At 40.7% G+C, this 26,030-nt stretch carries 23 protein-coding genes (1 of these 23 running past the window's edge); 2 read left to right on the top strand and 21 right to left on the bottom strand.

Annotated features, from left to right (window positions below):
* From LG402_RS20340 to asnC, 18 genes are all read right to left on the bottom strand, one after another.
* On the bottom strand, nt 1-1,668 hold the full coding sequence (locus LG402_RS20340) for an AAA family ATPase (RefSeq protein WP_001276994.1): 1,668 nt from the start codon (nt 1,666-1,668) through the stop codon (nt 1-3).
* The gene (locus LG402_RS20335; protein ID WP_000267723.1) at nt 1,665-3,773 is read right to left on the bottom strand and encodes a DDE-type integrase/transposase/recombinase; all 2,109 of its coding nucleotides are present in this window, start codon (nt 3,771-3,773) and stop codon (nt 1,665-1,667) included. The genes LG402_RS20340 and LG402_RS20335 overlap by 4 nt, the downstream gene beginning before the upstream one ends.
* Nucleotides 3,760-4,581: a TnsA endonuclease N-terminal domain-containing protein gene (locus LG402_RS20330; protein ID WP_001029679.1), complete on the bottom strand. Its 822-nt coding sequence runs from the start codon at nt 4,579-4,581 to the stop codon at nt 3,760-3,762. Before LG402_RS20330 ends, LG402_RS20335 begins: the two co-directional genes overlap by 14 nt.
* Nucleotides 4,582-5,071: 490 nt before the next feature.
* Nucleotides 5,072-6,898: a glutamine--fructose-6-phosphate transaminase (isomerizing) gene (glmS, locus tag LG402_RS20325; protein WP_227336210.1), complete on the bottom strand. Its 1,827-nt coding sequence runs from the start codon at nt 6,896-6,898 to the stop codon at nt 5,072-5,074.
* 159 nt (nt 6,899-7,057) lie between these two features.
* Nucleotides 7,058-8,431 carry a bifunctional UDP-N-acetylglucosamine diphosphorylase/glucosamine-1-phosphate N-acetyltransferase GlmU gene (glmU, locus tag LG402_RS20320; protein ID WP_227336209.1) on the bottom strand — a complete coding sequence of 458 codons (1,374 nt, stop codon included), beginning with the start codon at nt 8,429-8,431 and terminating at the stop codon, nt 7,058-7,060.
* Nucleotides 8,432-8,583: 152 nt separating this feature from the next.
* Nucleotides 8,584-9,000 carry a F0F1 ATP synthase subunit epsilon gene (locus tag LG402_RS20315; RefSeq protein ID WP_006534340.1) on the bottom strand — a complete coding sequence of 139 codons (417 nt, stop codon included), beginning with the start codon at nt 8,998-9,000 and terminating at the stop codon, nt 8,584-8,586.
* 21 nt (nt 9,001-9,021) lie between these two features.
* Nucleotides 9,022-10,404, bottom strand: a complete 1,383-nt coding sequence (atpD, locus tag LG402_RS20310; RefSeq protein WP_023583323.1) for a F0F1 ATP synthase subunit beta — start codon at nt 10,402-10,404, stop codon at nt 9,022-9,024.
* A gap of 34 nt (nt 10,405-10,438) precedes the next feature.
* Nucleotides 10,439-11,302 carry a F0F1 ATP synthase subunit gamma gene (gene atpG, locus LG402_RS20305; RefSeq protein WP_036933511.1) on the bottom strand — a complete coding sequence of 288 codons (864 nt, stop codon included), beginning with the start codon at nt 11,300-11,302 and terminating at the stop codon, nt 10,439-10,441.
* A 58-nt stretch (nt 11,303-11,360) separates the two neighbouring features.
* Nucleotides 11,361-12,902: a F0F1 ATP synthase subunit alpha gene (gene atpA, locus LG402_RS20300; RefSeq protein ID WP_109410108.1), complete on the bottom strand. Its 1,542-nt coding sequence runs from the start codon at nt 12,900-12,902 to the stop codon at nt 11,361-11,363.
* 14 nt (nt 12,903-12,916) lie between these two features.
* Entirely contained in the window at nt 12,917-13,450 is a 534-nt protein-coding gene (atpH, locus tag LG402_RS20295; protein ID WP_072071086.1) for a F0F1 ATP synthase subunit delta, read from the bottom strand.
* Between the two features lie 12 nt (nt 13,451-13,462).
* Nucleotides 13,463-13,933 carry a F0F1 ATP synthase subunit B gene (gene atpF, locus LG402_RS20290; protein WP_072071087.1) on the bottom strand — a complete coding sequence of 157 codons (471 nt, stop codon included), beginning with the start codon at nt 13,931-13,933 and terminating at the stop codon, nt 13,463-13,465.
* 61 nt (nt 13,934-13,994) lie between these two features.
* Nucleotides 13,995-14,234, bottom strand: coding sequence for a F0F1 ATP synthase subunit C (gene atpE / locus LG402_RS20285; RefSeq protein ID WP_004246596.1), 240 nt, complete (start codon nt 14,232-14,234; stop codon nt 13,995-13,997).
* Between the two features lie 45 nt (nt 14,235-14,279).
* Nucleotides 14,280-15,104, bottom strand: a complete 825-nt coding sequence (gene atpB, locus LG402_RS20280; RefSeq protein WP_072071088.1) for a F0F1 ATP synthase subunit A — start codon at nt 15,102-15,104, stop codon at nt 14,280-14,282.
* A gap of 31 nt (nt 15,105-15,135) precedes the next feature.
* Nucleotides 15,136-15,513, bottom strand: coding sequence for a F0F1 ATP synthase subunit I (atpI, locus tag LG402_RS20275; RefSeq protein ID WP_109410109.1), 378 nt, complete (start codon nt 15,511-15,513; stop codon nt 15,136-15,138).
* A gap of 613 nt (nt 15,514-16,126) precedes the next feature.
* Nucleotides 16,127-16,753, bottom strand: coding sequence for a 16S rRNA (guanine(527)-N(7))-methyltransferase RsmG (gene rsmG, locus LG402_RS20270; protein ID WP_115351346.1), 627 nt, complete (start codon nt 16,751-16,753; stop codon nt 16,127-16,129).
* Nucleotides 16,750-18,648: a tRNA uridine-5-carboxymethylaminomethyl(34) synthesis enzyme MnmG gene (mnmG, locus tag LG402_RS20265; protein ID WP_109410111.1), complete on the bottom strand. Its 1,899-nt coding sequence runs from the start codon at nt 18,646-18,648 to the stop codon at nt 16,750-16,752. Before mnmG ends, rsmG begins: the two co-directional genes overlap by 4 nt.
* A gap of 377 nt (nt 18,649-19,025) precedes the next feature.
* Nucleotides 19,026-19,466, bottom strand: coding sequence for an FMN-binding protein MioC (gene mioC, locus LG402_RS20260; RefSeq protein WP_166539247.1), 441 nt, complete (start codon nt 19,464-19,466; stop codon nt 19,026-19,028).
* Between the two features lie 100 nt (nt 19,467-19,566).
* Nucleotides 19,567-20,028 (bottom strand): transcriptional regulator AsnC, encoded by a 462-nt coding sequence (gene asnC / locus LG402_RS20255; RefSeq protein WP_069367404.1) that lies wholly within the window; start codon nt 20,026-20,028, stop codon nt 19,567-19,569.
* Between the two features lie 159 nt (nt 20,029-20,187).
* Between asnC and asnA the strand changes: the two genes are divergently transcribed.
* Nucleotides 20,188-21,180 (top strand): aspartate--ammonia ligase, encoded by a 993-nt coding sequence (asnA, locus tag LG402_RS20250; RefSeq protein ID WP_227336208.1) that lies wholly within the window; start codon nt 20,188-20,190, stop codon nt 21,178-21,180.
* On the opposite strand, the gene viaA is transcribed toward asnA, so the two are convergent.
* Both viaA and ravA read right to left on the bottom strand, forming a co-directional pair.
* Entirely contained in the window at nt 21,181-22,638 is a 1,458-nt protein-coding gene (gene viaA, locus LG402_RS20245; RefSeq protein WP_227336207.1) for an ATPase RavA stimulator ViaA, read from the bottom strand.
* Between the two features lie 7 nt (nt 22,639-22,645).
* On the bottom strand, nt 22,646-24,145 hold the full coding sequence (gene ravA, locus LG402_RS20240; protein ID WP_227336206.1) for an ATPase RavA: 1,500 nt from the start codon (nt 24,143-24,145) through the stop codon (nt 22,646-22,648).
* Between the two features lie 280 nt (nt 24,146-24,425).
* Here ravA and rbsK point away from each other — a divergent pair, with 280 nt between their 5' ends.
* On the top strand, nt 24,426-25,355 hold the full coding sequence (rbsK, locus tag LG402_RS20235; RefSeq protein ID WP_109410115.1) for a ribokinase: 930 nt from the start codon (nt 24,426-24,428) through the stop codon (nt 25,353-25,355).
* Between the two features lie 68 nt (nt 25,356-25,423).
* Here rbsK and mdtD read toward each other — a convergent pair whose 3' ends face one another.
* On the bottom strand, nt 25,424-26,030 hold the 3' end of the coding sequence (gene mdtD / locus LG402_RS20230) for a multidrug transporter subunit MdtD (RefSeq protein ID WP_109410116.1). 788 nt of this gene lie beyond the right edge of the window; only the last 607 of its 1,395 coding nucleotides appear in the window; the start codon falls outside the window, past its right edge; it ends in the stop codon at nt 25,424-25,426.

The following is a 26,030-nucleotide window of genomic DNA, read 5'->3' as shown; positions in this document are numbered from 1 at the left end:
CTAACCTGCTTGTTTAAATAAGCTCGCCATATCCACTATTACCCCTTTCCCTTTTAACCGTTCATGCATGGTTTTTTCAGGTTGGCGTTGTGAATAGATATAACGTAAATCCGTATCAGGCAAGCTATCCCAGTCGCTGGGCTTGACTACCTTTATAGCCGAAACCTTTTTACTCTTGGAGGGCTTTTCTAGTTCTGACACTACCGTTTCGCCTTCCATCAACCACTGCAAAACAAGAGGCAGTAACTTTTGTCTTGTCATCGTTGGATTCTGGCTAAACGCTTTTTTAATAGTGGGAATTAACAGGCTTGAATCGTAATCCTCTTTCAGCATCAGATATAAATGACGCTGATCTTCGGTATCTAACTCTTGAAGGGCTTTTTCTTCTGGTGTTTGTTCTTGTATCGCTGCGATATCTAGCTGAAGTTGGATTAACCGTTTATCAATCTCGGGAACGACTAGATCAGAATAACGAGCAATGCGTTCTGGGATACCCGAGCGTAATGCCTCTAGCATGGGGTGCACAGGCTTTAACTCATCTTGATACACTTGCCGCAATAAACCAGCGGTAATACGCTCATTGCCTAAAGCTAGCGCACGGAGCTGAGCGAGTACAAAAAGTTTTACTACAATGTCCATCACTCCTTGGCTTAGCTCATACCACACATCACGGACCTCATCCGATAACAGCGCATCTTTGCGTTGTAAAAGCTGTAATTGCCAAAGATTATCCGTAAAAGCGATCCACTCTTGATTGGGCTTTCCACGTTGCGTTTGTTGTATAGGATCCCAGAATATAGCTCCAAACCCTGCCCCTCTACGTGCAGACCGCAAATCAGCCTCAAAAATCTCTCGTGCTTTAGGGGTACCAATCAACATCACTGGTACGCCAATAATATTCACCATCGTCACAAAAAAGTTCAGCATCTCTTGAGATCCACCCGAACGAGAGCGGCTTAAATGCTGAATTTCATCAATAACCAACAACCCTAAAGCATGTGCATTGGCTATTTGCGACATCAAAGCCAACATGGTTTCTATACCATGACGTTTTAAGCCATAACGACGCTCATAGTTCGAGCCCAAGGCTCGATCCAACGCTCTGAAAAAATTCAAGCAGATTTCTTTTAGCGAACCATTATGCGAGCAGTCTATTTTCAAATACACCACCTGCTCTACATTGAGTTCACGATGGTAAATCACCTGAGGATACGTGGCTAGAATACGATGAAGAGAGGTCGTCTTCCCACTACCAGAACAACCAATTAACAATAAGCTTTGTGCCGTAGATCGTGCCTCCTCAAAGCGAAATGTCTCCAACTCTCCCGTTTGAACACGCTCATAACCATTTTGTAAATGCTTTTGTAAATCTCCTGTTTTAGGATTTCTGCCTACGTAGCCACCTCGAATCATGACCGAAATACGCTCACTTAGTAGCAAATGCGTACCTAATGGCTGAAAATAGTCATCTGGAATACGACAAATGGTATGAGCTCTGATAACACGGGACTTTTGCAAGTCAGAGGAAGTAAGCTGTAAAGAGGATTTCAGTGATGCAGCACTATTCACTGACTCTTGTAATGGTGGTAAGGCCTCGATAAAAGGATTATCACGATAAGCCTCTACCCCCGTATCACGATAAACTGCTTGAATCCGGGTAGCACTCATGACTCATCCTTTTCTGGTGGATCCTGAAATAATTCAGGCACGTATGTGGGTAGGCTGTAATCTTCTTGATCATCCGCTTCCACTGCGTTGAAAGGAATAACTTTAGCCTCATCACCTGAAGAGCTTGGCTTCAAATGCTCCGCACGTTTTTTACGCTCCGAGGTCACGGCTTCTTTTTTATTAGTTTTAATCTGCTTAATGCGTGTTGATTTGGGCTCAGTAGTACTGGGCGTTAACTTATTCGCTTTCTGAATGGTTTGCTGAATAAACGCCTCAAGCTCCCTGCGTTTAGTTAACTCATCCTGCTTCGCATTGGCTTTATTGTGTTTTTCTTGTGCTTGTATATCCCAAACCTCCCAAAATGAGAGACCTTTAAACTGCCGACTACGTTCCGTCAGATTACAGCGCCAAAATACACGGCTGCCAACTTGCGGAAACAAATAAATCGTATCAACCAGCACTGGGTCATAAGCCGCTTCTAAATGTTGAGGTCTAGCTATATCAGTGCTCCGCTGCAACCAACCCTCACGCAGAATCTCTGACCCCGAGTAATACAAACCCCACAAATTAACGCCAAATGAAGAAATAGAGACCTTTCGGCGAGGCAGTAACGCTACTCGCAACTGCTCTTGCTCCACAGCCCTTAAACTACCTGTACGATGCTGCATACCCCATTGCCATAGCTGGACAGGAATAGACGGTAAATCTGTAGGAAAATCAGCATCTCGATCGTATTTATCCATCACCAGATGGTTATTTCTGAATAAGATCGTACGCAAAATAATTTGTGTGAACTCAAATACCGACAGAGATGCATCTAACCTATAGTCTGTTTCACCATGGCTTTTGATCCGACTGCCCTCTACAATGCCAGGTGCAAAGGACTTAAACTCGGCTTGTAGTGTTCTAAAAGTGCTTTCCACTATGCCTTTAGCATCGCCACGTCTAGGTGGAGCACTTTCCACTCGCACATTAAAACTAGAAACTAAGGCTTCGACCTGATGACTCATTAATTCGCCACGGTCCGCTAGCAACACATCTGGCAAACCTACACACGGCCAGTCTGAGCTACTAATCTCAATATCATGCTGGGCACAAATGGCCGTTTTGTCAGAGCAAGCATTTACAAAAGCCTGCATCGCCACCACATAAGACGGATTTTCAAAGCCGATATAAAAGCCCGTGATCATCCGACTAAACACATCAATCACAATGTAAAGCGTTGGTCTTCCTATGATTTTTTGGCGATCATGATGATCCACTAAATAAATATCAGCAATCGTGGCATCAATCTCATAACGACTCCCAGGGCCTAACGCCTGAGAAGTGGCTGTACTACTTAAGGGTCGTACGTCTTTTTTATATACCCCTGCTTTAACTCTAGACTTTAAGCGCTGAGCTTTAGGGTATTCTCGATCATAAAAATAACGAAACTGACGTAGTGTTGGGTAATCCTCTTGGGGAATGCGAGGAAAATACTGAGCAAACAAGTCCACAAATCGTCTATAGGCAACGGTGGTCTTTGTACCTTTTTGATTTAACAGGTGCTTTTCTATGGTCAACCTAAAAAGGCGTTCAATCTCGGGCGTTACCTTGGTTCCTTCACCCTTACCATATTCTCTGGCTCGGCCAATCTTTGCTGTTCCTGTCGCTGAACGTCTTTCCCCTGGTGCACCGCTGTTTTTGTAGTCAGGAATTAATGCATTAGGCGTTTGACCACGCTGCCAGTAACGGCGTAACAACTTATAAACTGTAGCCTTAGTAACCTTATGTTCTTGGACCACATGCTCAACGAGTTCGCTTCTGACTTTAGGGTCGAAACGATCCTTACTATTAATAATAGGAAGAATTTTTCGATAATCCTCCTCGCGCTTCTGGAAGCTGACAGAATCTACAGACGGCTCTTCTAAATCAAGATGTACATAAGGGTCATCAGTTCTAACTAAGCGGCCTTCATCTAAATACTGCATTAGCAACAACTCAGCCCTAGCTTGTGGAACTCCTTTATCAGCGCTTATTTGCATCCAGACAACTTGGCCATCCTCTATAGCCAAAATGCGATACGGATCATTATCAAATAGCACAACCTCATTAATTTGCCACATAGCGCAACTCCTCCATATTCACTACTTGGCTAATACAGAGATCTGCACACTTATTTGCCCTGAAAGACTTATAAATATTGAACTTAATAAAACCATTTGCGGTTAAGGCTCGTATCTCACTCAATGTTTTGCCTAACTCCAAATCATAAGCAATATCAACCTGCTTACAGACATTGATAATGTTTTCATCTCCTTTTTCTTGCAGGATATGGGCCAATGGGGATAGTTGTGCTAAAAGCTCCGCAGAAACTTCTTCTGTTTTCACTGAATAAAGCCATTCAATATTTTCTTTTACTACGGGATTTATTTCTTTATCAGTAAAAATGAACCAAGGAATTTGCTTTTGCTGCCAATAGCGACGCTCTAGTTCTAGTTTTTCTAAGGTACGCTCGTCTTGTAAGGCTGCTGCAGGTTTGACTTGAATAGCAAACTGCTCAAAAGGACCATCTTTGCAGTCCACTAAAAAATCAGTAGACATAACCTGATCTACACCACGAATAACAGGATGCTTAATACCACTATCTATTGCAATCTGCCTGGTATCACTAGGTAATAAGGGGAACTGCTCGCGTATATCTAGCACGCTGCTCTCCCACTCAAGACTGAGAAAAACAGCAAGCTCTAAGTCAGATAGCAAATGATGGACTCGTCCCGTCTTATGAGAATAAATACGGTGGGAACGACCTGAAGAAGGAACTTCTTGTACTGTTAGCCATGGAATATAGTCTTTACCATGCCCTTGGCCACGCCCCTCTTTAATACGACGGGCAATTTGCACTTCAGAAAATGAAGAGTTTGCTTTAGCCATAACAAAAGTCCAGTATGCTTTTTCACAGCATAACTGGACTGATTTCAGTTTACAACTATTCTGTCTAGTTTAAGACTTTATTGTCATAGTTTAGATCTATTTTGTTCAGTTTAAGACTTTATTGTCCGCCCACAGATAGCGAGAAAAATAAGCCTTTAAATGCATCATATAACGCATAAGGTAATGATAGGCTTTTTGTATATCACCCTATTCTATCTGTATTTTATACAAAGCGAGGAAATGACTAGCTTCTTCTTGTTGAAGCGATATTTAAACTTGAAAGGGACATGCTCAATATTGATGTATTCTCTTCTTCATTCGCCATAGTGTTACTCCTTTATCACAACAATATAAAGATAATCCTAGGCAACCTATGCCATTGCTTCAATCATGATATAGAGAGTAAATGTGCTTTATTTTTTTATTTACCCATAAAAAAACCAGCCTGCTTTTTACAGCATGACTGGTTCTTTTAGAATAAAGCTAATCTTTATTCAACTGTAACTGATTTTGCTAAGTTACGAGGTTGGTCTACGTCTGTGCCTTTAATTAAAGCAACATGATAAGACAACAACTGTAATGGTACGGTATAGAAAATCGGTGCGATAAGCTCTTCAACGTGAGGCAGAGAAATTAACTTCATCGTTTCGTTTTCTTCAAAGCCTGCATCTTGATCAGCAAACACATACAGCAAACCACCACGTGCGCGAACTTCTTCGATATTAGATTTTAATTTTTCTAATAATTCATTGTTTGGCGCAATAATGATAACCGGCATATCCGCATCAATTAATGCTAATGGACCATGTTTTAACTCACCAGCAGCATAAGCTTCAGCATGAATATAAGAGATCTCTTTTAGCTTTAATGCACCTTCTACCGCAATCGGGTATTGGTCACCACGACCTAAGAATAAAGCATGACTTTTTTCTGAGAAATCTTCAGCTAAGGCTTCAATCACTTTATCTTTCGATAACATGCTTTCAATACGGCTTGGTAATGCATGTAATGCTGTTGAAACTTCGTGTTCTAATGTTGCAACACCTTTAATGCGTCCCATATATGCCACCAGCATTAATAGAACTGTTAACTGTGTTGTGAACGCTTTAGTTGATGCAACACCAATTTCAGCACCTGCTTTAGTCATTAAAACAAATTCAGATTCACGCACTAAAGAAGATCCAGCCACGTTACAAATCGCCAGTGATGATAAATATCCTAACTCTTTAGATAAACGTAGCGCCGCTAACGTATCTGCGGTTTCACCTGATTGGGATAATGTGATCAATAAGCTATTACAGCGAGTTGCTGGTTTACGGTAGCGATATTCAGATGCAATTTCGACATCACAAGGAATGCCCGCTAACGATTCAAACCAATAACGAGAAACCATACCTGCGTTATAAGAAGTCCCACAAGCTACTATTTGAATGTGTTCAACTTCAGATAAGATCTCTTCAGCTTTAGGGCCTAATTCACTGAGATCGATCGAATCTGATTTTAAACGACCTTCAAGGGTGTTTTTAATCGCCAGAGGCTGTTCGTAGATCTCTTTTTGCATGTAGTGGCGATAAACACCTTTATCACCCGCATCGTATTGAACGTTAGATTCAATCGTATCACGATTAACTTCTTCACCATTTACATCAAAAATATGGACATGACGGCGTGTAATTTCAACAATATCCCCTTCTTCAAGGTAGATAAAGCGACGAGTCACTGGCAATAATGCTAATTGGTCAGAAGCAAGGAAGTTTTCTCCCACACCAAGACCAACCACCAGCGGACTACCAGAACGTGCGGCAACTAATAATTCTGGTGTGCGACTATCCATAATTACAGTACCGTAAGCACCACGTAATTGAGGAATAACGCGCTGTACAACTTCACGTAATGTGCCGCCTTGGCGCTGTTCCCAGTTTGCCAAGTGAGCAATCACTTCGGTATCTGTTTGAGAAGCAAACTGATACCCTTTTTTAATTAATTCTGCTTTCAGGTCTTGGTAGTTTTCGATAATACCATTGTGTACCACGGCAATAGTGCCAGATACATGAGGATGTGCATTATCTTCACAAGGTTCACCATGTGTTGCCCAACGTGTATGAGCAATACCTGTGCCACCAATGACTTGTGTTTTTTCTGCTTCATCAGCCAACATTTGTACTTTGCCAGCTTCACGCAAACGTGTCATTTTGCAGTCATTATCAACAACGGCTAACCCCGCAGAATCATAACCGCGGTATTCTAGACGACGTAAGCCTTCAATTAAGATTTCAGCGATATCGCGTTGTGCAACTGCACCTACTATTCCACACATTGTGTTATTCCTAAAACTGTGCGTTTATTCGCACTTGGATGTCTTATACCTGATTGGTCTTTTCCCCAAGCCATTGTAGAAAGCGGAGATATTTTTTGTTTTTAGAATAATAGAGTACAAGAAAAGGGCGCTAATTAAATATACGCCCTTCTCTTAAAATTATTGTTTTTTCTTCACTGGACGTTTCCATCCACTGATATGAGTTTGCTTAACTCGACTGATCACTAATTCGTTTTCATTTACGTTTTTAGTGAGTGTTGTTCCTGCACCAATGGTTGCACCATTAGCAACAGTAACTGGCGCCACTAATTGAGTATCTGAACCAATAAAGACATCATCACCAATAACGGTTTTGAATTTATTCGCCCCATCATAGTTACAAGTGATAGTACCTGCGCCGATATTAACGTTAGCTCCCACTTCTGTATCGCCTAAGTAAGTCAAATGACCTGCTTTAGAGCCAATACCTAAGCTGGCTTTTTTCATCTCAACAAAGTTACCCACGTGAGCTTTATCAGCTAATTCACTACCTGGGCGAAGACGTGCAAATGGGCCAACTGTACACTCTTGTGCTAAGTTTGCATCCTCGATCACCGTATATGGGCTAATAATAGAATTATCACCAATCACACAGTTTTTTAGAACACAACCTGTACCAATTTCAACGTTATTTCCCAACGTCACATTACCTTCAATGATAACGTTGGTATCAATCACCACATCTTTACCATGAGTTAATGTTCCACGTAAATCAAAGCGCGCAGGATCAAGCAACATAACACCTTCTAATAATAAGCGCTCTGCTTGTTCTGTTTGGTAAATACGCTCTAATGCAGCCAGTTGTAGACGGTTATTCACACCTTCCATTTCACTATGGCGACGAGGATGAGCCGTTTCAATTTTACGACCTTCTTTATGCGCTAACGCGATAATATCAGTAATGTAATACTCTTTTTGTGCATTGTTATTATCGAGCTTACCTAACCAACGTTTTAAATCACCACCATTGGCCACTAAAATGCCAGTGTTGATTTCATTAATTTTGAGTTGTTCTTCAGAAGCATCTTTTTGTTCGATGATGCCAGTTACTTCACCATTTTCACGAACAATACGACCATAGCCAGTTGGATTATCTAAAATAACCGTTAATAAACCAATACCGCCTTCTGGTTTAACTTCAATTAAACGTTCTAATGTTTCTTTGGTTATAAGAGGAACATCACCATAAAGCATCAGGATATCTTCATCATCAGCAAAGAAAGGCGCGGCTTGCTGCATTGCGTGACCCGTTCCTAGTTGCTCTGCTTGTAGTACCCAATTAACAGGTTGTGAACCTAATTTTTCTTTCATTAGCTCACCACCATGTCCATAGACAAGGTGTGTTTGTTGAGCACCTAATGACTTAGCAGTATCAATCACATGTTGAACCATGGATTTACCCGCAAGTTTATGAAGAACTTTAGGTAACTGTGAATACATGCGGGTGCCTTTTCCCGCAGCAAGAATAACAACGCTTTTAGCTGAATTAGACATAATTAACCCGATAACTCCCGTAAAGAATGGCAAGTAAACCTGTTTATGCTAAATAATACTACATATTTCGTCACACAAAATATTTCATGACGCAAAAAAGCCAGTTAGCTAAGAACCAACTGGCTTTTTTATTCATAGACTGCCTATTTACATCAACGTCGAGTCAGTTCGATTACACGTAGTTTTGCAATCGCTTTGGCTAATTCTGCTGATGCTTGAGCATAATCAACATCACCATGAGAGGATTGAATGTGTTCTTCAGCTTTACGCTTAGATTCCAACGCTTTCGCTTCATCCAAATCACGACCACGGATAGCTGTATCTGCCAGTACAATGACGCCAGTCGGCTGAACTTCGAGAATACCACCTGAAAGGTAGATAACCTCTTCTTCGCCCGATGTTTTTACGACACGTACCATGCCCGGTTTTATGGCAGTTAATAACGGGGTATGCTGCGGATAAATACCGAGCTCACCTTCGCTACCAGTTACCTGAATTCGTTTGACTTCGCCGTCATATAACTGCTTTTCAGCGCTGACAACTTTCAGGTGGAACGATGTATCGGCCATATCAACCTCCCGTCAGCCGTATTAAAGCTTCTTAGCTTTTTCTACTGCTTCTTCGATAGTACCAACCATATAGAACGCCTGCTCTGGCAGGTGGTCATAATCACCGTTCAGAATACCTTTAAAGCCACGGATAGTGTCTTTCAGGGAAACGAACTTACCTGGTGATCCGGTAAATACTTCAGCAACGAAGAATGGCTGTGACAGGAAGCGCTGGATCTTACGCGCACGCGCAACAACCAGTTTATCTTCTTCTGACAGTTCATCCATACCTAAGATAGCGATGATGTCTTTCAGTTCCTGATAACGTTGCAGGATAGACTGAACACCACGAGCGACATCATAGTGCTCTTGGCCAACTACCAGTGGGTCTAACTGACGACTGGTAGAATCCAGTGGGTCAACCGCAGGGTAGATACCTAATGAAGCAATTTGACGGCTCAGTACAACTGTTGCATCTAAGTGAGCAAACGTTGTTGCTGGTGATGGGTCAGTTAAGTCATCCGCAGGTACGTATACAGCTTGTACAGAGGTGATTGAACCTGTTTTGGTTGAAGTGATACGTTCTTGCAGAACACCCATCTCTTCAGCCAATGTTGGCTGGTAACCTACCGCTGATGGCATACGACCTAACAGTGCTGATACTTCTGTACCGGCTAAGGTGTAACGATAGATGTTATCGACGAATAACAGTACGTCACGGCCTTCATCACGGAATTTTTCAGCCATAGTCAGACCAGTCAGTGCTACACGTAGACGGTTTCCTGGTGGCTCATTCATCTGACCATAAACTAACGATACTTTGTCAAGAACGTTAGAATCTGTCATTTCATGATAGAAGTCGTTACCCTCACGAGTACGCTCACCAACACCGGCAAATACAGAGTAACCTGAGTGCTCGATCGCGATATTACGGATCAATTCCATCATGTTAACTGTTTTACCAACACCCGCACCACCAAACAGACCTACTTTACCACCTTTAGCAAACGGACAGATTAAGTCCATTACTTTGATACCGGTTTCAAGCAGTTCTTGTGAGTTTGATAACTCTTCGTAGGTTGGTGCTTCACGGTGAATTGACCAACGTTCTTCAGTTGCAATATCACCTTTCATATCAATAGGTGTACCCAGAACGTTCATGATACGTCCTAGTGTTGCTTTACCTACTGGTACTTCAATTGGGTGGCCTAAGTTTTCAACTTTTAAGCCACGGCTTAAACCGTCTGATGTACCCATTGCGATACAACGAACGATACCACCGCCTAACTGTTGCTGAACTTCCAGCACCAGTTTTTCTTTACCATTCATAACCTCAAGAGCGTCGTATACTTTAGGGACGCTATCCTGAGGGAATTCGGCGTCCACTACGGCGCCGATTACCTGGACAATCTTTCCAGTAGCCATCTTGAATCCTCTACGTAATTCGTAAACCTAGCTGTTATACCGCGGCTGCACCAGACACAATTTCTGTAAGTTCCTGAGTAATGCTTGCTTGGCGTGCTTTGTTGTACACCAATTGCAGCTCTTTAATCAGGTTACCACCGTTATCTGTAGCGGCTTTCATCGCGACCATTCGGGCGGCCTGCTCACTCGCTAAGTTCTCTACGACGCTCTGGTAAACCTGCGATTCGATATAACGACGCAGTAAAGTATCCAGTAACGCCTTAGGATCAGGTTCGTACAGATAATCCCAAGATTTTTCTTTCAGCTCTTCATCATCACCTGGTGGTAATGGTAAAACCTGAAGAATTTTAGGCTCTTGAGCCATGGTATTGATGAACTTATTTGCCACCACATACAGTTTATCTAAACGACCTTCGTCATAAGCCTGCAACATGATATTGACTGGACCGATAAGGTCTGACAGTTTTGGATCATCGCCCATGCCGGTTACCTGACCAACAACATTTCCGCCCACAGAGCCGAAGAATGAAGCTGCTTTAGAACCCACTAGAGCTAAATCTACCTGTACACCTTTTTCAGACCACTCTTTCATGTCTGCCAGCAGTTTTTTGAACAAGTTAATGTTCAAACCACCACACAAACCACGGTCGGTCGAAACAACCAGGTACCCGACACGTTTAACTTCACGCTCTTCGAGGTATGGATGTTTGTATTCCAGATTCCCTAACGCAAGGTGACCAATCACACTGCGCATGGTTTCTGCATAAGGACGGCTGGCTGCCATGCGTTCCTGCGTTTTACGCATTTTCGACGCGGCGACCATCTCCATCGCTTTAGTGATCTTCTGTGTGTTTTGCACACTGGCGATCTTCGAACGTATCTCTTTTGCGCCGGCCATTTCTGCTTCTCCTCATGAACCAGACGGCCTAATGTTTAACTATTAGGCCGAATAGTTATTACCAGGACTGAGTCGCTTTGAAGTTTTCTAGCACGCCTTTCAGCTTCGCTTCGATTTCTTCGTTATAAGTACCAGTCTGGTTGATTTCTTTCAATAAATCAGCATGTTCACGAGAGGCATAAGCTAATAAAGCCGCTTCAAATGGCACAACTTTTGAAATTTCAACATCTTCCAGATAACCACGTTCTGCGGCATACAGTGCTAAAGACTGTTGTGCAACAGACATTGGTTCGTACTGTTTCTGTTTCAGCAATTCAGTCACTTTCTGACCGTGGTTCAATTGTTTACGGGTAGCATCATCCAGATCTGAAGCGAACTGTGAGAATGCTGCCAGCTCACGATACTGCGCAAGTGCAGTACGAATACCACCAGAAAGTTTCTTCATGATCTTAGTCTGAGCTGCACCACCTACACGAGATACGGAGATCCCTGGGTTAACAGCTGGACGGATACCTGCGTTAAACAGGTTAGATTCTAAGAAGATCTGACCATCGGTAATAGAGATTACGTTCGTAGGAACGAATGCAGAAACGTCCCCTGCTTGCGTTTCGATAATTGGCAACGCAGTCAGAGAGCCGGTTTTACCTTTAACTTCACCATTAGTGAATGCTTCTACGTACTCAGCATTAACGCGAGCAGCACGCTCAAGTAAACGGGAGTGCAAGTAGAAAACGTCACCAGGATATGCTTCACGTCCAGGTGGACGACGAAGTAATAGTGAAATTTGACGGTATGCGACAGCCTGTTTAGACAGGTCATCATAAATAATCAGGGCATCTTCACCACGGTCACGGAAGTATTCACCCATTGCGCAACCTGAATAAGGAGCGAGGTATTGCAGTGCTGCTGATTCTGATGCAGAAGCAACAACAACAATGGTGTTTTCTAACGCGCCATGTTCTTCTAATTTACGAACAACGTTCGAAATAGTAGAGGCTTTCTGACCGATAGCGACATAAATACATTTAATGCCAGAGTCGCGTTGATTGATAATCGCATCGACAGCCAGAGCAGTTTTACCTGTTTGACGGTCACCGATGATCAATTCACGCTGACCACGACCGATTGGGATCATGGCATCGACGGATTTGTAACCTGTTTGTACAGGCTGATCAACAGATTGACGGTCGATAACACCAGGAGCAATCATCTCAACAGGTGAGAATCCATCATGCTCTACGGCACCTTTACCATCAATCGGCTCACCCAGTGTGTTTACCACACGGCCAAGCAGACCACGCCCAACAGGTACTTCCAGAATACGACCTGTACATTTAACTTTCATGCCTTCTGCTAAGTCAGCATAAGGACCCATCACAACCGCACCAACAGAGTCGCGCTCTAAGTTCAGTGCGATAGCGAAACGGTTACCCGGCAGTGCGATCATCTCACCCTGCATAACTTCGGCTAAACCGTGGATACGAATGATACCGTCACTGACGGAAACAATCGTACCTTCATTGTGAGCTTCACTCACTACATTGAACTGAGCAATGCGCTGCTTGATCAGTTCGCTGATTTCAGTGGAATTCAGTTGCATATGCTCCAGTCCCCTTAAGACTGCAAGACGTCAGTTAATCGCTCTAAACGGCCACGAATACTGCCATCGATGACGAGGTCACCGGCGCGTATAATCATGCCTGCGATAACAGACTTATCAATTTTGCAATTCAGCTTCACTTTGCGTGATAGACGATTTTCCATCGCTGCAGAAATGTTAGCTAGCTGCTGTTTAGTTAGCTCAATGGCAGAAGTTACTTCAACGTCAACCGTTGACTCTAGTACTGCGCGCAATTGAATAAATTGGCTCAATACTTCAGGCAACGTTGATAAACGGCCATTCTCAGCCATAACACGAATTAAATTCTGAGCATGTTCATCTAATTGATCGCCACAAAGGTCAGCGAAGATGTTAGCCAGTTTTTCTGATGCTAAAGAACCAGAAAGTAATTCGGTTACCTGCTCATTGCGTGCTACTTCAGCGGTGAACGCCAGCATAACCTGCCATTTATCGACAGCCTGGTTTTCCACAGCAAAGTCAAAAGCTGCTTTGGCGTAGGGGCGAGCTACAGTTGCTATTTCAGACATGCCCCTCCCTCCTTACAGTTCAGCGACCAGTTTATCAACGATGTCGCTATTAGCAGCTTCATCCACGGAACGTTCAATAATTTTCTCGGCACCTGCGATAGCCAGCATTGCGACTTGTTTACGAAGTTCTTCACGAGCACGTTTACGCTCTGCATCCAGTTCGGATTGAGCTTGTGCAACGATCTTACTACGTTCTTGCTCTGCTTCTGCTTTAGCTTCTTCAATCATTTGAGTGCGTTGTTTATTCGCTGATTCAATGATTGCTTGTGCTTCTGCTTTTGCTTTCGCTAGCTGATCGCCTGCATCGGCTTTCGCTAAATCTAAGTCCTTTTTAGCACGTTCTGCAGATGATAAACCGTCAGCAATTTCTTTTTGACGTTTTTCAATGGCCGCCATAATTGGTGGCCATACGAATTTCATGCAGAACAAAACAAACAGGACAAATGCGACGGCCTGGCCGAGGATTGTTGCATTTAAATTCACAGCACAATACCTCTTTTTTGGTTATAAACTAACTTGATGCTGTTACTGCTCATTACCATCATTAGGCAACAGCAAACATCACGTAAAGGCCCAGACCCACAGCAATCATTGGGATGGCGTCAACCAGACCCATAACGATAAAGAACTGTGTACGCAGAAGAGGGATCAGATCAGGCTGACGAGCAGCACCTTCTAAAAATTTGCCTCCGAGGATTCCGATACCGATTGCAGCACCGATTGCAGCTAAACCCATCATAATAGCGGCAGCCATGTACAGCAGATCCATACTCAGGTTTTCCATGACAGTCTCCAGTTTGTTTCAGTTATTTCTTCAAAGAGTTAATAATTAATGTTCTTCAGATGCCATCGACAGATAAACAATCGTTAGAACCATGAAAATAAAGGCTTGTAACGTAATAATCAGTATGTGGAATATCGCCCAAGGAAGGCTTAATAACCACTGTGACCACCACGGTAACAGACCAGCAATAAGAATAAAGATCAGTTCACCTGCATACATGTTACCAAACAGTCGAAGACCGAGTGAAACAGGTTTTGATAGCAGGCTTACCCCTTCCAAGATTAAGTTGACAGGAATAAAAATTGGGTGATTAAAAGGCTGTAAAGTCAGCTCTTTAGTAAACCCTTTTATGCCTTTCATCTTAATGCTATAGAAAAGGATCAGGATAAATACACCAATTGCCATCGAAAGAGTAATACTCACGTCCGCAGTCGGAACGATGCGTAACGCTGGTAACCCTAAGATGTGTTCACCGATATAAGGGATGAAGTCGATTGGTAATAAATCCAGGGCATTCATTAACAGCACCCAAACGAACACAGTCAATGCCAAAGGTGCAATGACCTTGCTCTTTCCGTGATACATATCACGAACGCTGCTATCAACGAAACCGATGATCATTTCTACTGCAGTCTGGAATTTTCCCGGTACGCCACTGGTTGCTCTTACTGCTACTTTTCTAAACAGCCATAGGAATAATGCTCCCATTAATACTGAAAAGAAAAGTGAGTCAATATTTAACACCCAGAATGATGGCGCATTTTCAGCATGGGGATTGACCAACTCGAAAGTACGTAGGTCCAACTGAAGGTTATTCAGGTGGTGACCTATGTAGTCTCTAGTGGTTAATGCTTCTCCTGATGCAGACATGATGCCAATTACCCTTTTGTTGTTAAAAACGCTAACCGTTAATGACGGCTGGTGCAACGACCTGCATAACAAGCACCGCTAAGTAGGTCATGACCAGTGGTGCAAATGCCGCTTTAAACACTCCTAAAGCAACAATCAGCAAGGCTATTGATAATATAACCTTCAACCCTTCACTGAAAGCAAAAAGCCAGTTTATGCGAACTGGAGCTTCTTCTTCATTGACTTTTTGTAAGCGCATTAACAAAAGAAAAGCAATATTGGGTAACCAACATGCCATTCCGCCTAAAAAAGCTGAAAAACTCCAGTCTGTACTCTTTAAGTAGAAACTCGCACTGAGAATAACAAAAGTCATAAACTGCAAAAATAACAGTTTCAGTGCAACTTTCCCGTTGTAGAGGGAGACAGACATGACGTTTGTATTCTCCAGACTAGCTATCGTAAAAGGTATTACTGAATGATGTATCAAACTGTCTTTGCTATAAAGTGTCAAGTGACAAAAACGAGCAAATTATACGGGGCGTGGCAATGAATTCAATCAATAAGTAGCGAAAAAGTGAAGATTAATTTAAATTTCTTACCAAGGTTCCATTTATGAAAAATGATTAAGGACAAAAAGAGTAAAAATAATAGAGCCGAATAAAATAAATAGCGTGATATAAATCACAAATATAAAAGTATAAATAAAGCTTATTTCATAAAATATATAACTAAGTTAACAATTAACTTCCCTTTTATGAACAATTTAGTGTCAATTGGAAAAGAATTGACCCATTTTCAATTAAATAAATTCAATATTTTTATAATGCACAGAATTATTAATTTATTTTGGAAATAAAATAAGGAAAACTCAGGCTACAAAGCGAATTAACGCAAAAGATAATAAAATGTTAATTTATTGTTCCATTAAGGTGAAATTTAACACTACCTATAATTCCCCATAAAACAAATGGCGATAACATTGTAAATATTATCGCCAGAGCACAAAAAATGAAAAAAAGATCAATAATGCAGGTAAGTTTTGATTAAATAATCACCAAATGTCTTTGTTCATTCAATTCAGGAATGGATAAACTGATCACTTTCTTAGGTGCTTTTAATCCATTATCAGCAAGTTCATCTAACTCTTCTTGATGAATTTGTCCTTTTAATGCATAAAAATACCCTTGTTCTTCAGCCACCAAATGAGAACACCAAGAAAGCATGTCTTTCATAGATGCAAATGCACGGCTGATAACACCATCAAAAGGTTTCTCAGGTTGGTACTCTTCAACACGATATTGAACCGGCTCGATGTTATGAAGCCCTAACTCATGCTGAACTTGCTTCATAAAGCGAACTCGCTTACCTAAACTATCCAATAAGACAAAGTGATGATCGGGACGCATTATAGCCAAAGGAATACCTGGTAATCCGGGCCCTGTACCTACATCAATAAATCTTTCACCTTCAAGGTATTGGCTAACCACAATACTATCCAATATATGGCGGATTAGCATTTGCTGTGGATCTCTGACAGAGGTCAGGTTATACGCCTTATTCCACTTATCAAGCATCATCACATAACCCGTTAGCTTTTCAGCTTGAATATCTGTTAGCTCAATATTGGCTTGCTTAGCCAGCTTTTTTAGCCGATTAAGTAAGTCACTCATGATGCACTCCTGCGTAATAAGCCTTGTTTTTTTAACCACACTAATAAAATAGAGATAGCAGCAGGTGTTACACCTGAGATCCTTGATGCTTGACCGATAGACGTCGGTTTATGATCGTTAAGTTTGGCAATAACTTCGTTAGATAACCCACTTACTTGCTTGTAGTCGAGATCTATCGGTAATGCCGCGTTTTCGTTACGCTGTTTCTTTTCGATCTCTTCTTGTTGGCGATTAATGTAACCTTCGTATTTAACTTGGATCTCAACTTGTTCTGCCGCTTGTGGTTTTGAATCGTCAATACCAGGTGCAAAACGAGGTATTTTTTTCAGTATCTCGTATGTCACTTCAGGACGACGCAATAGATCTTCACCATTGGCTTCTTTGGATAATGGGGTATTTAGTAATTCATTGATTTCAGAAAGGTTATCTGCTTGAGGATGAACCCAAATATTTCTTAAACGTTGACGTTCTTTTTCAACAAGTTCAACTTTTTCACTAAATTGAGCCCAGCGGTTATCATCAACCATGCCTAATTCTCGAGCAATTTCTGTCAGACGTAAATCTGCGTTATCTTCACGTAGCATCAAGCGATATTCCGCACGAGACGTAAACATACGGTATGGCTCTTTTGTACCAAGAGTACAAAGATCGTCAACTAATACACCAATGTAAGCTTGATCACGACGTGGGAACCAACCTTCTTGATCATAGGCATAACGTGCAGCATTAAGCCCTGCAAGCATACCTTGAGCCGCAGCTTCTTCATAACCCGTTGTACCGTTAATTTGGCCAGCAAAGAATAACCCGTTGATAAATTTACTTTCTAGAGTTTGTTTTAGATCTCTAGGATCGAAGAAGTCATATTCAATGGCATAACCAGGTCTAATGATCTTCGCATTTTCCATACCTTTCATAGAATTTACGATTTGCATTTGAACATCAAAAGGTAAACTTGTTGAAATACCATTTGGGTAAATTTCGTTACTGGTTAAACCTTCAGGCTCTAAAAAGATCTGATGTGAATTACGATCAGCAAATCGCATCACTTTATCTTCAATAGATGGGCAATAACGAGGCCCTATTCCTTCGATGACACCTGCATACATTGGGCTACGATCAAGATTATTACGGATAACGTCGTGGGTTTTTTCGTTAGTGTATGTGATATGGCAAGGCATTTGCTCTGGGTGCTGATCCACATTACCTAAAAACGAAAAAACAGGCATTGGTGTATCACCTAACTGAACTGCCAATTGGCTAAAATCAATAGTTCTAGCATCTATTCGAGGTGGCGTTCCTGTTTTTAAGCGACCAACACGTAAAGGTAATTCGCGTAATCGGTGTGATAGTGAAACTGAAGGTGGATCTCCTGCACGACCACCACTGTAGTTTTCTAAACCAATGTGGATTTTTCCATCAAGGAAAGTTCCTACAGTTAAAACTACTGATTTAGCACGGAATTTTAATCCCATACGAGTAACTGCACCCGTTACTTGGTCATTTTCAACAATCAGATCTTCTACTGGTTGTTGGAAGATCATCAAATTAGGTTGATTTTCAAGTGTGGTACGAACAGCTTGGCGGTAAAGAACACGGTCTGCTTGTGCTCTTGTTGCTCTTACAGCGGGTCCCTTACTTGCGTTAAGGGTTCTAAATTGAATACCGGCATGGTCAATGGCTGTTGCCATTAATCCACCCATGGCATCGATCTCTTTTACCAGATGCCCTTTACCAATCCCACCAATAGCTGGGTTACAAGACATTTGGCCCAAAGTATCAATATTGTGGGTCAGTAATAGGGTTTGACGCCCCATACGAGCTGCAGCCATAGCGGCTTCTGTACCGGCGTGACCACCACCGATGACAATGACGTCAAAGTGTTCTGGATAAAACATGTGTGAACCTTAAATGTTACGAATGCTGAATGTGTTGCATTGGGAAAACGAATTCTACTCAACTTTTTGACAGATACAAGCGAGCTGATCCGCAGGTAATTATTTAAAGATCTTTTTATTTAAAGATCTCTTTATTAGATCTTTTATTAAGGAAGCGATCCTCTGTGGATAAGTGGATTTTCTATTTAAAGATCATAAAAGTGTAAAGGATCATATACTGTGAATGATCCGTGATCTATCTGCTGATAAGCTGGGATCAAAATGACGAGTTATGCACAGGTCATTTCTTGATAGAGGCTTATACAATGGATAACTACGGGTTAACCCCTGCTTTTGAGCAGAGTTATCCACATCTGTTTGCTGTTTTTTTGTGCAAATTAAAGTAAATTTTTCCAAGAAGCTATCCATTCTTCAGCTGGATCTTCCGGAATGTCATACTTTTGAATATCAATTTCGAGACGATCACCAAGGCGAGTAGCCCCTTTTTCTATTAATTTTTGATCCAATGTTCTGATCGCACCACAGAAAGTGTCGTATTCACTACTTCCTATACCGATAGCACCAAAAGAGATATTGCTAAGATCAATAGAGTCTGCCGAAATCTCATCAGCAAAAGGCTGTAGGTTGTCAGGAATATCACCTGCACCATGTGTGGAAGTAACCACCAGCCAGATCCCTTCATTAGAAAGATCATTAAGTGAAGGGCCATGGTGTAAATCAGTCTCAAAACCTTCCTCAGATAAGATCTCTGCAAGGTGTTCTGCGACATATTCAGCACTACCCATGGTACTGCCACTAATTAGAGTGACTTTTTTCATTAATGATCTCCTTATGTTCAAGACGCGCTATTGTACGCTGTGAATCACTTGGGATCTACCTGTGGATAATGTGGTTATAAAAAAAAATAAGAATTTACCCTTATGGCTTGATCGTCCTTATTATCGGGTTTTGCAGAGAGATCAATGTTTCTGTTGATTGAATTTCATCAATCGTCTGAATTTTGTTGATAAGTACGTCTTGTAGTGCTTCTATGCTTTTACACATCACCTTAATAAAAATGCTGTATTGTCCTGTTGTGTAGTACACCTCTACGACTTCATCTAACTTATCTAACTTATCTAATGCTGTATGGTAATCTTTTGCACTCTTTAAAATGATGCCAATAAAGCAACAGACATCAAAACCTAATTGCTTTGCACTGATATCAACACGGGTTCCCGTAATAATTCCTGCTTGCTTCATTTTCTCTACACGAACATGAATTGTGCCCGGGCTTACTTCGAATTTTTTGGCTAATTCAGCGTAAGGTGTTCTCGCATTAGCCATTAATGCGTGAAGTATGTCACGATCGAGATTATCGATCTGATAAATATTGTCCATAAACTCCTCCTATTTTTAACGATAATACATTTTTATAGCGTTATTTTTAACGATTTAAAACAAGAAAGGCTATTTTTAATGAAGTATATTGAATTTAGTACCTGTTTTGTTGCTTAATCTATATCAGCGAAACACGACATCACCACTAGGGATATAAAAATGGAAAAATCATTCATTCAGACTCAACAGCAAATTAGCTTTGTTAAATCATATTTTTCTCGTCTGCTGGAAAAAGAATTAGGACTGATTGAAGTTCAAGGACCGATCTTAAGTCGCCTTGGTGATGGAACTCAAGATAACTTATCTGGGCATGAGAAGGCGGTACAAGTTAAAGTCAAATCTTTACCAGATTCTACCTTTGAAGTTGTCCATTCATTAGCAAAATGGAAACGTAAAACATTAGGTCGTTTTGGATTTAGTTCTGGTCAGGGGCTTTATACACATATGAAAGCGTTGAGACCAGACGAAGATCGCTTAACTCAGATCCACTCTGTCTATGTTGATCAGTGGGACTGGGAAAAAGTGATGGAAGCTAAGGATCGTACAGTTCCTTATCTTAAGCAGACAGTGGGTAAAATCTATCAGGCAATAAAAGAAACTGAAAAAGCCGTCAGCGAAGAATTTGGTCTGGTACCGTTCCTGCCAGATCAAATTCAATTTATCCACACTGAAGAGTTATTGCGCCGTTATCCTGACCTTGATGCCAAAGGTCGTGAAAAAGCGATTGCGAAAGAATATGGTGCCGTTTTCTTAATTGGTATTGGTGGAAAACTTTCAAGTGGTGAATCTCATGATGTTAGAGCACCTGATTATGATGACTGGACGACACCAAACGAAGATGGATTTGAAGGTTTAAACGGTGACATTTTAGTCTGGAACCCAGTATTACAAGATGCTTTTGAATTGTCATCAATGGGTATCCGTGTCGATCCTGAAACATTAATGCGTCAGTTAACATTAACCGATGATACTAAGCGCCTAGAACTTGATTGGCACAAAGCATTAATGCATGGCTATATGCCACAAACCATTGGTGGTGGTATTGGCCAATCGCGTTTAGTGATGCTACTTCTGCAAAAAGAGCATATTGGTCAAGTACAGTGTGGTGTGTGGGAAAAAGACACCCGTTTAGCTTTCGCTGATATGCTGTAATTATTGGCGCCAGCGTCGAAGTAAGCGACTTTTTAATCCAGTATCAAAACGCCATATATGGTCAAAGATTTTCATGATACTGGGTTTACCGTAATTGGATAGGGTAACCGCATGGAAGCGATTGTGCTGTTGCTGTTGGCTTTTTTTGATTTTGTTGATTAGGTTTTCGGGTAACCTTTGGGCGACAAAGTCAGAAATAACAACAGCATCAGCATCTTTCCATGCTGGGCTATTTAGTTTTTCTGCAACATCATCCAAACATGCACTTAAATCCGTGCCCCCTCTAAATGATTGATTTAAGAATTTGATAAGATCTTGTAGGCCGTTAGATGAGGATAACTGGTAATGAACCGTTTCCGTTGAAAATAACATCACATGACACGAACGATTGTCTGCAAGCGCTATTTTCATCAATGCTAACCCAAAAGCTTTAGCACACTGTTCATTAAATCCTCCCATTGAACCTGATGTATCAATACATACAATAAAAGGCCCTCTTGGTCTTTCTTCATCATGATGATGAGTTACTGGACGCAATACAGTACGCTCTTGCCAATTATCTCCTTGTAATCGGTAAGTATTGAGCTGCTTTTCTACCAGCTTTCTATAAAACTCATACTCAATTTCATTAATACCTAACAAGGCGAGCTCAGCGGGAAGTAAGCGTAAAATATCATCACTGAGCCCAATTCCGTTGACTTGCTCCGGTGTTGTATCCGGCGCTTTTTCAACAATAGTTATAGGTTCAAAAATAACACTCTCTTCAGGGAGAGATTTGGCTGTTTTGCTACGACCTAGTAAACTTGCTAGTTTGTGTAATTCAGGTTGTTGATCGAGAAAATCGCTATAACGCTGAATAATCTTCTCATCGAAAGGGGTTTTTGTTAAAACACCTTTACTCATATCCCATAAACGCCCTGCTGCACGCTCATTTTCAGAGAATGTATTACTTAAACTCCCGCTTAGCGCTAAACGTTCCTGAAGTTCAGCCAGGAGTTGCTCTTGCTCTTGGTCAAATAAGGCTTTGTGTAATGCTGTGACTTGGAAAATTAAACTTATCCGCCAGTGTTGGATAAACAACGCTTGCTGAGCAGGAGAAAACGGTTTGTTTGTTTTGATAAGCTGAGAGGCTTCTTCAATAAAAGAGGAATCTAATTTATTTAATTCAGCAAGGATGTGTTCAACTTGCTGATTAAATATCGCATTACCTAATGATTGCGTTTGTTGGTAAAGAGCAAATTCATCAGCAATCATAGTCGGTACTAATGTTTCTTTAACTCTTTGTTGTAGGCTTTTTTTCCATTGATGGATATCTTTAAGTAATGCTTTTTTTAATCTTGGGTGCTTTTCAAAAAAAACAGCTAATTGAGGAGAGGCTAATATAGCAATAATAACTTCTTCGATAAGTTGTCCTTCATTTATAGCTAAAAGCATATCTAATGTTGAAAGTGTCAGCATAATCACATCACTTTATTTGGCTTTTTAATTGAGAGAGTTTTTCATTTAGCTGAACAAAACTTTGCTCGATGGTAATAAGCCAATCATTATCAATAAATAAATTTGGTTGATGATGATTAAATTTTTCTTGTTCACCATAAATTTCTTGAGTCAGATCTTTTAATTTGTCTTGCCACTCTTTGTTATTTTCAATAAGAGGCGTAGGTGCTGTTTCTTGTTGTTGGTAAAGAGAAGTTGTGCGTCGACTTACATCTAAAATTTCTAATACGCCATCTGGACGAATTTGAGCATGAATAGATTGAGGAAAACCAATGCCATTTAAACGTGCAGACAATTCTTCTCCTTTGGATAAGAAGTTTTCCAAGGCTTTGTGTTCAAATGTAATAAAATTAACTTGAATACTATGAATATGCAGAGGTATGTGTAAAAACAGTGTGTATTTATCTGCCTGTATTTTTTCTGGCAGATTAAAATGAACATTACGGCCAAACATTCCACTTTGTTTTTCAAAACGAAAAGCTTGTTGATCTTGTTTGCTTCTCGTTGATTGCATCCACTCAGCCCACAAACCCTCTGTTTTTCTGATCAATTCTAGCTGGTGGTAAGCTTGTTCTGTTAAAAGGCTTTGTAATAATTTATCTAATAATGCAAATGATGCTTGGTCATGCCACAGGCAATCTTTTAATAAAATAAGATCTAATGGTGAAATAACATTACGGCCATTAAAAAAAGCGCTAGCTTGTAAAAGGCGTACCGCTTTTTTCCAACGTCTATCAGAAACATAAGGAGCTGCATCACTTTTATCTAAAGACTCACGAAGTTGATAAATTAAATCAAATAAGTGGTCATCTAATGTGATTTTTTCTAATTCTGACTGCCAGCGTGAAAATTCTTCTGTGGTAATTTGAAGATGAGACGGAATATGAAAAGAGCCAACTTCTTTATTAACGAGTAAAGCGCGAAAGTTTTTCTTATCTTGAACTTTTGTTAGCCAAATACGAATAAGCATTCGGTCATAAAGCGCTTCAAGGCTACTATCTGAATCAGGTAATTCATTCGAAGCTGAAACTAATAAGCGCATTGGGATGTTGACTTCAGTTTCCCCATTTCTAAATTTACGCTCATTAATCGCCGTTAATAACGTATTAAGAATAGCGGGTCCGGCTTTCCATATTTCATCAAGAAAGACAACTTCAGCATCAGGCAAATATCCCTCAACCAAACGCTGATATTTCCCTTCATCTTTTAAAGCTTGAATAGATAAAGGACCAAAAATTTCTTCAGGTGTTGAAAAACGCGTCATTAAGTATTCAAACGCTTTAGCCTCTTTAAAGGCTTCTTTCATTCTTCTGGCTATTAAACTTTTAGCGATACCTGGAGGGCCAAGTAAGAAAACACTCTCACCACTGAGTGCTGCAAGTAAACAAAGACGGATAGCTGATTGTCGCTCATAAAGCCCAGTTTCAAGATATTGGCTAAGTTGTGAAATCCGCTCTGCAAGTTGCATAAACACTCCTAATAGTGGGTACTTATTTTCATTATTCCCCGAAAATATCAGAAAAGGATTGCTGACATATAGTCAAACATTCTATTAGCACACAAATTGTTTATAACAAAAATCGATTCAGCTTCCTACTGCTTATTTTTGGTTCTTTTTTGTTTTACTAGCGAAACGTTTCGATGGTGATCACGTTTTTTCATTAATGTTGCTGAGATGATCGGTTTAAAATATTGCATGTTATTTATTCAGTGCATTTAGAATTTATTATTGAGAGTAAGGAAAAATCATGGAAGCGAAGAAACTTGTGATTTTAGGTAGTGTTAATGCTGATCATATTCTTAATGTTGCTCATTTTCCGCTTCCTGGTGAAACCATTTCAGGTAACCAATTTCAAATGGTATTTGGTGGTAAAGGAGCTAATCAGGCGGTCGCAGCTGGGCGTTGTGGTGCGAATATTTCTTTTCTTGCTTGTTTAGGAAATGACGATATTGGTAAAAAAGCCAAAGCTCAATTAATGACAGATAACATTGATACCAAGAGTATTGAGTTAATTGACGATGTAGCAACAGGTGTTGCGTTGATTTTCGTTAATCAACAGGGTGAAAATGTTATAGGTATTCATGCTGGTGCTAATGGGCGATTAGATACAAATTACGTTCAGTGCCATGGGAATATTATAAAAGAAGCTGATGCTCTGTTAATGCAATTAGAATCGCCACTTGATTCTGTATTAAAAGCGGCTGAAATAGCGAAACAAGAAAATGTGCAAGTAATACTAAATCCTGCACCTGCTCAAGCATTACCTGATGAGTTGTTATCTCTTGTCGATATTATTACTCCAAATGAAACAGAAACTGAATATCTGACAGGAATTAAAGTCATAGATGATGAAAGTGCTCAACAAGCAGCGGATGTTCTACATCATAAAGGCATTAAAACAGTTCTGATTACATTAGGAAGCCGTGGAGTTTGGGTTAGCGAGCAAAATAGTAAAGGTTGTATTGTTCCTGCATTTAAAGTGAAAGCTGTTGATACTATCGCAGCAGGCGATACATTTAATGGCGCATTAATTACCGCTTTATTAGAGGGGCAATCTATGATGCCAGCGATTAGGTTTGCTCATGCTGCTGCTGCCATTGCTGTTACTCGAGCAGGCGCTCAGCCATCAGTACCTTGGCGTCATGAAGTGGATACTTTTTTAGCATCATCCTTGTAGAGCATTTTTTCTATCTATATATAAAGAAAAAGAGAGCATAAGCTCTCTTTTTAGTTTGAATAAAACTATCAGGCCTTTTTCTTTTTATTCGTTAGGTTATCGCCATCATGTTTATCGAGGAGTAAAAACACGAAGGAGGACAGTAATGTAATAATACCTACCGTAATAAAAGTATAGTGGAAGTTATCAACAGTAGTGCCAACGTTTTCAGTATCAAAATATCCTAAGATAGACGCACTGACAGCAATACCAAAACTAATAGCCAGCTGTTGAGTAACAGCTAAAACACTATTTCCTGAACTTGCATTATTATCTGTTAAGTCAGCCAATGAAATTGTATTCATCGATGTAAATTGTATCGACATGACCACACCTAATAAAAAGAGTGGGATAACAAGATAGTAAATAGACATGTCAGGAGATTGAAGTGAAAATTGAGCGATCATCAAACCAATAATAATAGTGATAGCAAAGAGCGTTCGGCGATAGCTAAATTTCACTAAGATCTTTGTGACAAATGATTTGGCTAAAATAGAGCCCAGAGCCATTGGTGCCAGCATCATACCGGAAACAATTGCAGGGTAGCCAAAGCCAACTTGTAACATAAGTGGCATTAAAAAAGGAATACAGCCAGTTCCTAGCCTTGTTGCAATGTTGCCTGCAATCCCGACAGAG

Origin of the sequence: Proteus sp. NMG38-2 (assembly GCF_020640995.1) — a bacterium.
Lineage (GTDB): Bacteria > Pseudomonadota > Gammaproteobacteria > Enterobacterales > Enterobacteriaceae > Proteus.
Note: the sequence above shows the minus strand (reverse complement) of the source record. Positions and strands in the feature narration are given on the sequence as shown.

Bases quoted from the DNA above. Each gene is read 5' to 3' on its own strand.
- atpE (WP_004246596.1), bottom strand. From the start codon at position 14,234: ATGGAAAACCTGAGTATGGATCTGCTGTACATGGCTGCCGCTATTATG.
- atpI (WP_109410109.1), bottom strand. From the start codon at position 15,513: ATGTCTGTCTCCCTCTACAACGGGAAAGTTGCACTGAAACTGTTATTT.
- asnA (WP_227336208.1), top strand. From the start codon at position 20,188: ATGGAAAAATCATTCATTCAGACTCAACAGCAAATTAGCTTTGTTAAA.
- rsmG (WP_115351346.1), bottom strand. From the start codon at position 16,753: ATGAGTGACTTACTTAATCGGCTAAAAAAGCTGGCTAAGCAAGCCAAT.
- LG402_RS20335 (WP_000267723.1), bottom strand. From the start codon at position 3,773: ATGTGGCAAATTAATGAGGTTGTGCTATTTGATAATGATCCGTATCGC.
- glmS (WP_227336210.1), bottom strand. From the start codon at position 6,898: ATGTGTGGAATAGTAGGTGCAGTTGCACAACGCGATATCGCTGAAATC.
- LG402_RS20340 (WP_001276994.1), bottom strand. From the start codon at position 1,668: ATGAGTGCTACCCGGATTCAAGCAGTTTATCGTGATACGGGGGTAGAG.
- asnC (WP_069367404.1), bottom strand. From the start codon at position 20,028: ATGGACAATATTTATCAGATCGATAATCTCGATCGTGACATACTTCAC.
- ravA (WP_227336206.1), bottom strand. From the start codon at position 24,145: ATGCAACTTGCAGAGCGGATTTCACAACTTAGCCAATATCTTGAAACT.
- atpH (WP_072071086.1), bottom strand. From the start codon at position 13,450: ATGTCTGAAATAGCAACTGTAGCTCGCCCCTACGCCAAAGCAGCTTTT.
- glmU (WP_227336209.1), bottom strand. From the start codon at position 8,431: ATGTCTAATTCAGCTAAAAGCGTTGTTATTCTTGCTGCGGGAAAAGGC.
- mioC (WP_166539247.1), bottom strand. From the start codon at position 19,466: ATGAAAAAAGTCACTCTAATTAGTGGCAGTACCATGGGTAGTGCTGAA.
- LG402_RS20330 (WP_001029679.1), bottom strand. From the start codon at position 4,581: ATGGCTAAAGCAAACTCTTCATTTTCTGAAGTGCAAATTGCCCGTCGT.
- rbsK (WP_109410115.1), top strand. From the start codon at position 24,426: ATGGAAGCGAAGAAACTTGTGATTTTAGGTAGTGTTAATGCTGATCAT.
- mnmG (WP_109410111.1), bottom strand. From the start codon at position 18,648: ATGTTTTATCCAGAACACTTTGACGTCATTGTCATCGGTGGTGGTCAC.
- atpA (WP_109410108.1), bottom strand. From the start codon at position 12,902: ATGCAACTGAATTCCACTGAAATCAGCGAACTGATCAAGCAGCGCATT.
- LG402_RS20315 (WP_006534340.1), bottom strand. From the start codon at position 9,000: ATGGCCGATACATCGTTCCACCTGAAAGTTGTCAGCGCTGAAAAGCAG.
- atpG (WP_036933511.1), bottom strand. From the start codon at position 11,302: ATGGCCGGCGCAAAAGAGATACGTTCGAAGATCGCCAGTGTGCAAAAC.
- atpD (WP_023583323.1), bottom strand. From the start codon at position 10,404: ATGGCTACTGGAAAGATTGTCCAGGTAATCGGCGCCGTAGTGGACGCC.
- atpB (WP_072071088.1), bottom strand. From the start codon at position 15,104: ATGTCTGCATCAGGAGAAGCATTAACCACTAGAGACTACATAGGTCAC.
- viaA (WP_227336207.1), bottom strand. From the start codon at position 22,638: ATGCTGACACTTTCAACATTAGATATGCTTTTAGCTATAAATGAAGGA.